The organism is Dolichospermum sp. UHCC 0259 (genome assembly GCF_009711935.1).
Taxonomy (GTDB): domain Bacteria; phylum Cyanobacteriota; class Cyanobacteriia; order Cyanobacteriales; family Nostocaceae; genus Dolichospermum.
In genome coordinates, this window is sequence record NZ_VIKX01000216.1 from 30,008 (window position 1) to 42,362 (window position 12,355).

A 12,355-nucleotide genomic window follows, 5' to 3' on the forward strand; every position below is an offset into this window, starting at 1 on the left:
CTTTTGCAACTGACAACTGACAACTGACCAATGACAACTGACAATTGACCAATTCCACATTTTTGGACATCACTAAATTATGATCGAATTTTGTAACCATTTCCTGTAACCTACACGATGTCTGCTCATTCTTTACCTGAATCTACTAACCTCTGGCATGGTTTGGAAGTTGATAAAGCCTTAGAAATGCTTGATAGTGACGCAAACAGGGGGTTAACCTCCCCGGAAGTTGAACAGCGTCGTCAGAAATATGGCCTCAATGAACTCGAAGAACATGGAGGTCGCAGTCCTTGGCAAATTCTGCTAGATCAGTTTACCAATATCATGTTATTGATGCTGATTGCAGTTGCCCTTATTTCTGGCTTTTTGGATTTAGTGGCTTTGACTGGGGGGACATTAAAACCCGGTGAAGTACCATTTAAAGACACAATTGCCATTATGGCCATAGTTATCCTCAATGGTATTTTGGGCTATGTACAAGAAAGCCGGGCCGAAAAAGCTCTAGCAGCTTTGAAAAAACTGTCTTCTCCCTCAGTGCGAGTCCTTCGTGACGGTAAACTGGGGGACGTGGCGGCTAAGGAGTTAGTACCAGGGGATGTGATGCTCCTAGAAGCTGGAGTGCAAATAGCTGCTGATGGTCGCTTAATAGAACAGTCTAATTTACAAGTACGAGAGTCGGCTCTTACAGGTGAAGCCGAAGCTGTCAATAAGCAAGCCATACTCACCTTACCAGAAGATGCACCATTAGGCGATCGCCTCAATTCAGTTTTTCAAGGTACGGAAGTTGTCCAAGGTCGGGCGAAGGTACTGGTGACTCACACCGGAATGCGAACGGAACTAGGCAAAATTGCCACCATGTTGCAGTCTGTGGACAGTGAACCTACACCTTTACAACAACGCATGACCCAATTGGGTAACGTTCTTGTTACTGGTTCTTTAATTCTTGTAGCCATAGTAGTTGGTGGTGGACTGATTCATGATCTAACTAAAGGAATAGGCTGGAAGAATTTACAAGAATTGGTGGAAGTTTCTTTAAGTATGGCGGTGGCTGTAGTTCCTGAAGGTTTACCAGCGGTAATCACCGTGACTCTGGCTTTGGGAACTCAGCGCATGGTCAAGCATCATGCTTTAATTCGCAAACTCCCAGCCGTAGAAACTCTTGGTTCTGTAACTACTATTTGCTCTGATAAAACCGGAACTCTAACTCAAAATAAAATGGTTGTACAGTCGGTGTACACCAATAATTCTACTTTTCGCGTTACTGGAGAAGGCTATACCCCCATTGGCGATTTTCAGCTAAATGGTGAAAAAGTTAGTTTAGATGAAGTCCCGGAAATTTCTGCCTTGCTTGTTCCCTGTGCGGTTTGTAATGATGCTGTTTTGCAACAACAACAAGGAGTATGGGCAATTTTAGGCGACCCCACAGAAGGGGCTTTAGTAACTTTGGCAGGAAAAGCCGGAATTGAACAAGACCAATGGAGTAGTAAATTACCTCGTGTTTCCGAATTTCCCTTTTCTTCAGAACGGAAGCGCATGAGTGTGATTTGTCAACTCCAAGCTGTAGCAACTGGAGAATCTTCTTTAACCGCCATTGACCCAGCTATTGCTGGTTTTGTGGAATCGGAACAATATCTGATGTTCACCAAGGGTTCACCGGAATTAACTTTGGAACGGTGTACAAAAATCCATTTAGGTAATCACTCGATTCCTATCACTGACGAACACCGCAGCCAAATTTTGGTAGCTAATGACCAAATGGCGGGTAAAGGTTTGCGAGTCTTAGGTTTTGCTTATAAACCGCTGACGGAAGTTCCCCCAGATGGTTCAGAAGATACATCGGAAGTGGATTTGGTTTGGTTGGGGTTGGTGGGAATGCTAGACGCGCCTCGTCCCGAAGTGAGGGCGGCTGTGCAAGAATGTCGCCACGCTGGCATCCGTCCGATTATGATTACTGGCGACCATCAATTAACTGCTCAAGCGATCGCTATTGATTTGGGAATTGCCCAAGAAGGTGATAGAGTCCTCACTGGTAAGGAATTACAACTTCTCACTGACCAAGAACTAGAAACACAGGTAGACTTAGTGAGTATTTACGCGAGAGTCTCCCCAGAACATAAATTAAGAATTGTCCAAGCCTTGCAACGTCGCGGGCGATTTGTAGCTATGACAGGCGATGGGGTGAATGACGCTCCCGCCCTCAAACAAGCTGATATAGGCATTGCGATGGGCATCACAGGCACAGATGTGAGCAAAGAAGCCAGCGACATGATCCTCCTTGATGATAACTTTGCCACCATAGTTGCTGCCACCAAGGAAGGTAGAGTTGTTTATACCAATATTCGCCGCTTTATTAAATACATTTTGGGTAGTAATATTGGGGAAGTTCTCACCATTGCCGCTGCGCCATTGTTGGGGTTGGGTGGTGTTCCCTTGAGTCCTTTACAAATTCTCTGGATGAATTTGGTAACAGACGGTTTACCAGCTTTAGCATTGGCTGTAGAACCACCAGAACCTGATGTGATGGAACGTCCCCCCTTTAGTCCCCGTGAAAGTATTTTTGCTAGGGGTTTAGGTTCTTACATGATTCGCATTGGGATTGTTTTCGCTGTGATTACAATTATCCTCATGGAATGGGCTTACCATCATTCTCATGCAGCCGGGTATCAAGGACATGAAGATACTTGGAAGACAATGGTATTTACTTCATTATGTCTAGCACAAATGGGTCATGCGATCGCTATTCGCTCTAATAATCAATTAACCATTGAGATGAATCCCTTTTCTAATCCCTTTGTCCTGGGGTCAGTCATTGTCACCACAATTTTGCAACTGATGTTAATTTATGTTCCACCTCTGCAAAGTTTCTTTGGTACTCATGCACTCAGTTTACAAGAATTAGGAATTTGTATCGGTTTTAGTGCTTTAATGTTTGTCTGGATTGAAGGAGAGAAGATATTCTTCCGCTTCATGGGCAAAAGGAATGTTTAATTGATAAGTAGGTTGGCGTTACGTTAAAAATTGTCGTTGGGGCAAGGGAACAGGGAACAGGGAACAGGGAACAGGAAGAGAGTTTTGGGCGATTTTACTTTTCTTCACATACCTTTAAATTTTTCGGTTCACCTACTTAAATTGTCAGAATCAGGATTTACAGGATTTGAAGATTAACAGGATTTAATTTCATGATCTTTGGATTTTTTATTCTGATTCTGACATTTATTACCAATTAGTCATCAATATGTATCTAAAAATCAACTTCGACAAGATCCAGAATTTCATCGTCAATCCTGTAGGGGCGGGGTTTCCCCGCCCTTAATTGTATTGCTGCATAAAAAACCCTTGGATGCGGGTAAAATTATAAAATTAATTAGGAGATAGATATCATGGGTGAATCCAAACGGAGAAAACAGCAAGATCCCAACTACGGGAAAGTTAAAAATCCTGTCAAAAATCTTATGAAAGTTTTTTGCCCATTCTTTGAAGATTACGATAATTTATCTCATCTCGATGCTGACAGTATATCGTTGATGATATCTAAACAGGGTTACAAAGAAACGGGTTTGAAAGGCATAATTGTCACAGGATATCTAGCCGAACATTTATTAAAAGACTATCCTCCCGAATCTGAATTAGTAACAGCCTTTAAACAACATGGAAATATTTATGTTACTTCCACATTAGCCCTAGCGTATTTGGAAAATGATATCAATAAAGAGGAAAATCTTAGGAATTTTGATACATACGACCCATTAAATGAATTTATATGTATGAAAAGCGATTCTGAAAAGTACCAAGTAAGTTTGGTGACAGGATCTTAAAATAATTAATAATTTTCTTATCTCCCGAAAAATCCCCAAAAGAATCCAGGCGACTGGAAGTCACGGCTACACAGGCAAAACCCACCTGCGTGGGTTTTATATTATAGAAGTCAGGGATTTTGAATCCTTAGCCATTATGCACTTAAAAACTTTACACCTCAAACAATTTCGCAATTACCAAAACCAAAAAGTTGAATTTAACGCTGCTAAAACAATTTTGGTAGGTAATAATGCCCAAGGAAAATCGAACCTGTTAGAGGCTGTGGAGTTATTGGCAACATTGCGATCGCACCGGATGGCACGCGATCGTGATTTAATTAAGGAAGGTGAATCTACAGCCCAAGTTCATGCCACCCTAGAACGGATTCATAGCCACAGCGATTTAACTCTCACCCTCCGTCGTCAAGCCCGTCGCACCGTCGCCATAAACGGGCAAATAATCCCCAGACAAATGGACTTTCTCGGTGTTCTCAATGCAGTAGAGTTTTCTAGTTTGGATTTAGAATTGGTGCGTGGTAGTCCAGAAGGTCGTCGTAACTGGTTAGATACGCTCTTAATTCAATTAGAACCAGTTTATGCCCACATTTTGCACCAATATCACCAAGTTTTACGACAACGCAATGCCTTTTTAAAACTTTATATAAATACACCAGAAAAATCCCTACAATCAGAATTAGCTATCTGGGATGCACAATTAGTAACTGCTGGTACAAGGGTGATTATGAGAAGAGATAGAGCTATTCAAAGACTAGCTCCTATAGCTTCTGCATGGCACGCTAGTATTAGTGGAGCGTCCGAAATTCTGCAAATCAATTATGCTGCCAATGTTCCCCTAGAAAAAAACTCTCCTCAAGAATTACAAGCAGCCTTTTTTGCTAAACTTCAACAAAGAGCAGTTGCAGAATCACATCGAGGAATAACCTTAGTCGGACCACACCGTGATGAAATAGAACTAATTATTAATCAAACTCCTGCCCGTCAATATGGTTCTCAAGGTCAACAAAGAACATTAGTTTTAGCTTTAAAGTTAGCAGAATTACAATTAATTGAAGAAGTTATTAATGAACCGCCATTACTATTATTAGATGATGTTTTAGCCGAATTAGATCCATCTCGCCAAAATCAATTACTTGATGCGATTCAAGACCGATTTCAAACCTTGATTACTACCACTCATTTGAGTGCTTTTGACTCTCAATGGTTGAAATCCTCCCAGATTTTATATGTAAATGCTGGGAAAATATTAGAAAATGGTAATGGGTAATGGGTAATTGGTCATTGGTCATTGGTAATGGGTAATTGGTAATTGGTCATTGGTAATTTTTATTCTTTATTCTTTATTATTTATCCTAAATTCTGAACTTCTGAACTTCTGAACTCCTGAACTCCTGAACTCCTGAACTCCTGACTCCTGACTCCTGACTCCTCGATTATGAATTATATTCTCACCGAAAATGAAATTACATCTTTAGGTGCATCATTAAGAGCTATTGCACCAAACATACTCAAACAAAGCCCACAAAAAGGTACAATTAGAGTCTGGTTTCAAGGAGGAGAACCTTATTTTGATCTCTTTTTTGAATTAAATAATCATGAAATAACTTGGTTTCAATTTACATTAAGAGGAAAGTCTTTATCCTGGTCTATCAATCAACCTCTCTTGAAAACTGGTATTACCAATGAATTAAGTATTGATGATGTGAGTTTTTATGCAGCTAGTAAAACCTTGAAAAATGATCATGATTCAGATGAAGAATTTATTAATTTAGTAAAATCAATTCTCCAAACTAGACCAGAGGAAGAAATTTTTGTCAAAGCCCTAGCGTTATTTTAAAGTTTATTCATAAGACCAATGACCACTGACTAATAACTAATGACTAATAAAATTTTTCTAATCTTTTAAATATGTGTAGAATAATTACAGTTAAAATCGCACCCATTAATCCTAATTGCCATAAACCACACCCAGCAGCAATTCCCAAAGCAGCAGCTACCCAAATCGCAGCGGCAGAAGTCAAACCATGAACTTCCGGTGATTTTGATGTTTGGGAAGATTCACGTAAAATTTCCCCAGCCCCCAAAAACCCGACTCCAGCCGCAATACCTTGAACTACACGACTAAGAGAATCAGCACTAAATTCTGTACCACCCGTTTGGATAGTGATAAGGGTAAACACGGCTGAACCCAAACTTACTAACATATGGGTTCTTAAACCAGCCGGTTTATTTTTTAGTTGTCGTTCTAAGCCAATTATAGCTCCAATAAACAAGGCGAAACACAGACGTAGCCCGGTGTTTAACCAATCATTGCTGGCAATATAGTAAGGGTTTATCAAGTTATTTTGGTGGTAAGTAGTTTGACGGGGAATTTAGGAAATTAGTTATAAAGTTGAGTTTATTGTCCATGCTAATTGGTAATATAGTAACAAAAACTATGTCATAAATATTATTTAATAATCAGGTCAGAATAAATACCGTAGTAATCCAATTTTACAAAAAAAAAGGAACAGGGAACAGGGAACAGAAATTGTCCTGTTCTTTAAAACAAAAGTTACTGAGTTTAAAGCTAAGTCACAAGAAAGATGTTTTTAAAAGATGTATAGCCCGAAAAAACAGTGTCATTATTTCAACCTCATATTTCTAAACATGAGTTTTTACCGTTCTCCGTTCCCTCTGAAATCTCATAAATTGTGTGGATAAACTCTATTGGCTTGACCAAATTAAACTACAAGACCGCGCCAATGTTGGCGTTCAGGCGTTTTATTTAAGCAAAATTAAACAACAGGGCTATCCTGTTTTACCGGGTTTTGTGGTAGAAGCGGATGTTTTACGGCAATTCCTAGAAACTCTCAACAGTTCAGAGTCGTTAATTGCTGATTTACCCTATTCTTCTCTACATTTAGATGTACATAATTGGCGACAACTGCAACAGGTGGCCGGGCGCTTACGTCAGGAAATTATCTCAGCGACTGTGCCACCTCACTGGGTGCGGACAATTTTTCAAGCTGCGAGACAATGGCAAAGAAGCAGTTTAATTTTGCGTCCCAGTTTGGCAATATCAAATAACCAAGAAATGAACAATGTGTCTGGGTTATTAGAACCAGTATTTTGTCCTTGTGAAGAAGAAGAAATCGGTGAAGCTTTAAAGCAGCTTTGGAGTCAGTTATTCCGGGCGAGAAGTTTATTATATTGGCACAGTGCGGGGATTAGTTTGCCCAGCATTAATTTAGGGGTGTTAGTGCAACCAGTTGACAATGCGATCGCATCTGGTGTAATCAATACTAAATCATTGGCATGGGATATTGAAGCTACTTGGGGTTTAGGACTGGCAATTACCAACGGTGAAGTATTACCAGATGTTTATTACATAGAACCAAAAACTGGCGTAGTCATAGAAAGACAATTGGGTAATAAAATGTTGGCTTATCGTCTTAATCATAGCAATGCTTTTACAGATGAACAACTACAACCAACATTAAATACTGATTTTTTATTAGCCTATATTTTAGAAGAATCTCAGCAGCAAGAATATGCTTTACCAGAAGAATTTTTGCAAGAATTAATTACTGTAGGCAATCAAATAGTCAATGAATTAGGTGCAACTTTAACTATGAAATGGACAGTTGCCAAAGAATCTTTAGCCACAAAACTCTATATTACAGAAGTCACTGTTCCCCAATCTGTAAATAAGAGTGTGCAATTTATTCAAGGCGTTGGGGCAGCCAGAGGGAGAATTATTGCTAATGCTCATATTTTTAATTCATCACAAAAAACAATCCAAGTTCCTAAGGGCGTAATTCTCATCGCACCAATGATTACTCCTGATTGTTTACCCTTACTACAAGGAGTTGCGGGAATTATTACAGAACAAGGGGGATTAACCAGTCATGGGGCGATTTTAGCCAGAGAGTTGGGTATTCCTGCGGTGGTGAGTGCCACTGGTGCAACAACTATTTTACAAGCAGGTGAAAAATTATTAATAGATGGTGATAAGGGAGAAGTATATCGTTTCACAGGCGATGAGGAAAATTTTCCTAGTCAGGAGATAGAAGGATTAATTAAAGAGGAAAAAGTTGTCAATTATCAGCCAACCAATTTACCAATAATTGCGACTAAGTTACTCGTAAATCTGAGTCAAGGACGGTTAATTAAACAAGTAAAAAGTTTGCCTGTGGATGGGGTAGGATTATTACGTTCAGAATTAATGATGTTAAATATTCTGGAGAAAAAACATCCTCAAGAATGGTTAAAAGCTGGAAAAGAAGCGGAATTATTGGAATTATTATCTAAGCAAATTATGCAGTTTGCTCGCGCTTTTTCACCCAACCCGATTTTTTATCGGTCTTTAGATTGGCTACCTCATGATTTACCATCATTAAGTACAGATCCCCCATTATCAAAGTCATCAATTATCAGTAATCGAGGTATTTTCAGCTATATACAAAATCCGGCTGTTTTTGAATTAGAATTGCAAGCTTTAGCAATAGTTCAAGCATCTGGCTATAAAAATATTAATTTGCTATTACCTTTTGTCCGCAGTGTTGAAGAATTTGTATTTTGTCGTCATCAGGTTGAGCAAGCTGGGCTAATGCAAATATCCCAATTTCAATTATGGATGATGGCAGAAGTTCCTAGTGTATTATTTCTATTACCTGAATATATTAAAGCTGGTGTGATGGGTATTTCCATTGGCACAAATGATTTAACACAATTATTGTTAGGAATAGATCGAGAACAGGGCAAACCAGGAATAGGTTCTAAATATCTTAATGAAAGTAATCCAGCAGTGATGGGTGCAATATCTCAATTAATTAAAATGTCTCAAGCTGGGGGCATTCCCTGTTCTATTTGTGGTCAAGCTCCGGTGCTTTATCCCGAAATGATTGATAAATTAATAGAATGGGGGATTAGTTCTATTTCTGTAGAACCGGAAGCGGTGGAAAGGACTTATCAAGCGATCGCTCGTGCTGAACAAAGATTAATTTTAGCAGCAGCACGGCGACAACTTCACGACTCAAAAAATTAATATCGGCAAATAGCCGCCACTTTGACTCCACCAGGCATTGCTTCTGGCTCCAGACTGTATACTTTACCACCATTTAACATGGTGTGAATCACGGCAAAATCTAACATATCTTCATCCTCTGGTGCCGGTTCTGGATGTAACTCAACCGTAGCAGTTGGTAAATCAAATTTACCCCATATATATTCTTTTTCAGGCACAAATAAAGTATCAACTCTTTGATAATATGCAGCGGGAACAATTGTTTTGATATCATTGGCAATTTTGTTACTTTCTTCCCCAGCTAGTTGCAGATAAACAGCCATTAGATCCTCATATTCCTGTTGAAATAAAGGGGCGACAATTTCCCAAGCTGCCTGATTTAATTCTGGGGTTTTGAGAAGTTCTACATTGCCAGTAATACCTGTTTCTACTAAATATTGATAAGTATTAGCCTGTCGGTAAATTGGTAATAAATACTCCACACCCGCCAATATTAAAGGTGCTTTTTCACTGCGTAATTTTTCATGCAATGCACTATCAACAGCATAACAAAATTGTAAAATATCTTCTTCATGTTTGTCCCGATCTGGACTACCTTGTCCATGCACAGAACCAGGCTGTTGAGCGGCAGAAGTTGCACCTCTAGCTATACCAACTCTATGCTGTACACCTTTTTGAAATTCATCTTCTAGAAGAGTTTCAGCCAAATTATGAGGCATATTTTCTACTTCTACCTCATTAAGTTGGTAACGCGTTCCTGAGTAAAACTGAACATTCTTTTGACTTAAAGCCAAAATGTAGAACTGTCCATCATTATTAATCAAATTTAGTAAGGGTTTAATGTGAAAATTCTTGCCCACAACCACTAATTGGGGAAAGGAAATAGGTAAACAATAGTAACGAAATAGATTTGGGGAAATAAAAATTACTAATCCCTGATTTTGAATTTCCCAAAAATCAGTATTGTCTAATTCTATTGCAGGTTCGAGCAAATTTACAGTCTCAGCATGGCGTAACCCTATGTCATCTAAGCGATTTTCAGCTTCTCGAATTAAATTTTTAAACCGAATTGGATTTTGTCGCGTTTCTCCACCTAGTTTTTCCATAGGTAGATATAGAGAAACGCATGGATACTGAGGATTTTGGACTAGATTTTTGAGTTCATCAGGAGAAAATATAGCCATAGATTTCATCCCCGTTGAGGATAATGATTGAATCTAGATTCAATTCAACTCTTGATGTGGAAATTCTGCATCTTTCTTTTGACAAGAAATTAACAGCTTTCTATTCCTTTTTATAGATAGAATAAAAAACTTTGCGCCTTTGCGCCTTGGCGTGAGACTTGTTTATCTCTTCCTTAAGCAACGCCATTTTTAATTCCCCCGTCCCTAAAAAAATTATTGCTGTTTGAGAATACTGGGAATTGTGGCTAGGATGCGTGTGGCAATGTCTTCTGGTGTTTCGGTCGCGTTAATAGTAATATGTAAATCAGCTTGGGAGTACATTGGTTGACGTTGTTCCAAAAGCGATCGCAATTTACTTTCCATATCAGCATCTTGTAACAGTGGTCTAGTATCGTCTGTTGCCAATCGCTGTAAGATTATTTCTATTGGTGCATCTAACCAAATTATCAAACCATGATGGAGGTAACTCCAATTCTGTTGCTGCATGACAATACCCCCACCAGTAGCCACAACCAATTTAGTATAGGCACAAACTTGAGCTAAGACATCACCCTCCAATTTACGAAACTCTGCTTCACCATGTTCAGCAAATATTTCGTTGATAGATTTACCTGCGGCTTTAACTATCACTTCGTCTGTATCTACAAATCTATAACCAATTTCCTGCGCGATTAATTTTCCTACGGTTGTTTTACCAACTCCCATCATGCCAATTAAGTAGAGGTTAACTCCTTTTAATATATCAATCACAATTATTTTTCTCCTATCAAATTATTATTTATTATTTAAGCTTAAATTAGCGTTTTTGTGGTTTATTTTCTTCATCATCCTCAAAATCATCATCTTCAAAAAAATCCCAGTCATCATCATCCGTTGCTGGATTTTTTTCTGATTCTTGATAAGGGGGGATAATAACCCGATAATCAGCATCATAAACTGATTCAGTCTTACCTACAGCAGTATTTTTCGGTGATTGAGAACTATAGGAATAAACAGAACTAGCGCGAGAATTAGAACTTTGTGGATTGGTAGAAGTTTGTTGTTCTGGTTGTGAATCTTCTCCATCATCCCAATCATCTTGATCTCGATTTGTGTCCCAATCGTCAAAGTCATCATCAGCTTGATTAACTGGGGGTGACGGACTTTTAGGAGGTGGGGGATTTTGTCTGACACGGGATGAAGTCGGAATTGATCTAGGGATAGGTTGTTGTGCTTGTAAATTTAAATCAGTTGCAAATTTTAATAATTTAGTAATTATTAAAGATGTGAAAATACCAGCAGCTATGCTCAATAAAATCCACAATGCTAATGGTAATGCTTGACTTCGCATTCCCAAAAACATTAATGGAAGTGAGGGCGACAAATTTTGAACTAATAATATTATTAGTCCCAGCATTGCCGTCACCAAGATAATTAAGCGAATTACAGCCATAACGAATTTAAAATTACAGCAAGATTTGAGAATACACCAGAAGAAAACAGATGAAAATAGCTATTGCCACCAACGAACAAAATAGAATTAAAAATTAAAAATTTAGTCTTTCCATTTTTAATGATTAATTTTTGATTGCTATATAGCGGTATGCACTTGAATGAGATACAGAATCTACAGTAAAAGCCTTATGGCAAGAGATTCTTACCTCCTGACTCCTGCTATAGATGACCTTGCCAGCGCTGAATCGGTATACAGTCAATATCTAGTTGATCTAGGGCGCGGGCAACAACAAAATCAACTAAATCCTCAATGCTTTGGGGGTTGTGATACCAAGCAGGAATCGCGGGGACAATCCTCACACCAGTTTCAGCTAAGGTTGTTAAGTTTCGCAGGTGAATTAAGCTAAAAGGGGTTTCTCTGGGGACAATTACCAGTTTACGTCCTTCTTTAATTTGCACATCTGCGGCTCGTTCTAGTAAATCCGAACTGAGTCCCCCAGCGAGTTTGGCAACTGTACTCATACTACAAGGCATAATGATCATCCCCAAAGTTCGGAAAGAACCGCTGGCAATACCAGCACCAACATCACTCCAAGGATGACAACGGAGTTTACCTTGTTCGGGAACTCCAGCTTGTTCTCGCCAAAATTGCTCTTGTTTATCTGGTTCTGCTGGCATTCGAGTTTCCTGTTCTGCTTGCCAAACCATGTAAGTTGATTTAGAGGCTACCAGTTCAATCTGATATTCTGCTGCTAAAAGAAATTTGAGGGCGCGAACAGCGTAAATCAGACCGGATGCACCTGTTACGCCCAGGATTAAAGGTTTTGTGTTATTGGTCATTAGTTATTGGTCAGTGGTCATTAGTTATTGGTCAGTGGTTATTGGTTATTGATTCACAGCAAAGAACAACTGACAAC

Annotated in this window: 10 protein-coding genes; 5 read left to right on the forward strand and 5 right to left on the reverse strand. The window is 39.0% G+C overall.

Annotated features, from left to right (window positions below):
• The first annotated feature begins 117 nt into the window (after positions 1–117).
• The 4 genes from FJR05_RS18170 to FJR05_RS18185 all read left to right on the forward strand — a co-directional run bounded on the left by FJR05_RS18170 (position 118) and on the right by FJR05_RS18185 (position 5,649).
• Positions 118–2,988, forward strand: coding sequence for a cation-transporting P-type ATPase (locus FJR05_RS18170; RefSeq protein ID WP_168645413.1), 2,871 nt, complete (start codon positions 118–120; stop codon positions 2,986–2,988).
• 392 nt (positions 2,989–3,380) lie between these two features.
• Complete coding sequence (locus FJR05_RS18175; protein ID WP_168645414.1) at positions 3,381–3,815, forward strand: hypothetical protein; 435 nt, start codon at positions 3,381–3,383, stop codon at positions 3,813–3,815.
• Between the two features lie 136 nt (positions 3,816–3,951).
• Entirely contained in the window at positions 3,952–5,079 is a 1,128-nt protein-coding gene (recF, locus tag FJR05_RS18180; RefSeq protein WP_168645415.1) for a DNA replication/repair protein RecF, read from the forward strand.
• A gap of 168 nt (positions 5,080–5,247) precedes the next feature.
• Positions 5,248–5,649: a hypothetical protein gene (locus FJR05_RS18185; protein WP_168645416.1), complete on the forward strand. Its 402-nt coding sequence runs from the start codon at positions 5,248–5,250 to the stop codon at positions 5,647–5,649.
• A gap of 43 nt (positions 5,650–5,692) precedes the next feature.
• On the opposite strand, the gene FJR05_RS18190 is transcribed toward FJR05_RS18185, so the two are convergent.
• The gene (locus FJR05_RS18190) at positions 5,693–6,151 is read right to left on the reverse strand and encodes an MgtC/SapB family protein (protein WP_168645417.1); all 459 of its coding nucleotides are present in this window, start codon (positions 6,149–6,151) and stop codon (positions 5,693–5,695) included.
• A 356-nt stretch (positions 6,152–6,507) separates the two neighbouring features.
• Between FJR05_RS18190 and FJR05_RS18195 the strand changes: the two genes are divergently transcribed.
• On the forward strand, positions 6,508–8,841 hold the full coding sequence (locus tag FJR05_RS18195; RefSeq protein ID WP_168645418.1) for a putative PEP-binding protein: 2,334 nt from the start codon (positions 6,508–6,510) through the stop codon (positions 8,839–8,841).
• Here the strand turns inward: FJR05_RS18195 and FJR05_RS18200 are convergent.
• From FJR05_RS18200 to FJR05_RS18215, 4 genes are all read right to left on the reverse strand, one after another.
• Positions 8,838–10,004, reverse strand: a complete 1,167-nt coding sequence (locus FJR05_RS18200; RefSeq protein ID WP_168645419.1) for a hypothetical protein — start codon at positions 10,002–10,004, stop codon at positions 8,838–8,840. The two genes, FJR05_RS18195 and FJR05_RS18200, sit on opposite strands and share 4 nt — an antisense overlap.
• Before the next feature lie 213 nt (positions 10,005–10,217).
• Positions 10,218–10,754, reverse strand: coding sequence for a shikimate kinase (locus tag FJR05_RS18205; protein ID WP_168645420.1), 537 nt, complete (start codon positions 10,752–10,754; stop codon positions 10,218–10,220).
• Positions 10,755–10,800: 46 nt separating this feature from the next.
• Positions 10,801–11,436, reverse strand: a complete 636-nt coding sequence (locus FJR05_RS18210) for a LapA family protein (RefSeq protein ID WP_168645421.1) — start codon at positions 11,434–11,436, stop codon at positions 10,801–10,803.
• A gap of 221 nt (positions 11,437–11,657) precedes the next feature.
• Entirely contained in the window at positions 11,658–12,278 is a 621-nt protein-coding gene (locus tag FJR05_RS18215; RefSeq protein ID WP_168645422.1) for a flavin prenyltransferase UbiX, read from the reverse strand.
• Between the last annotated feature and the right edge of the window lie 77 nt (positions 12,279–12,355).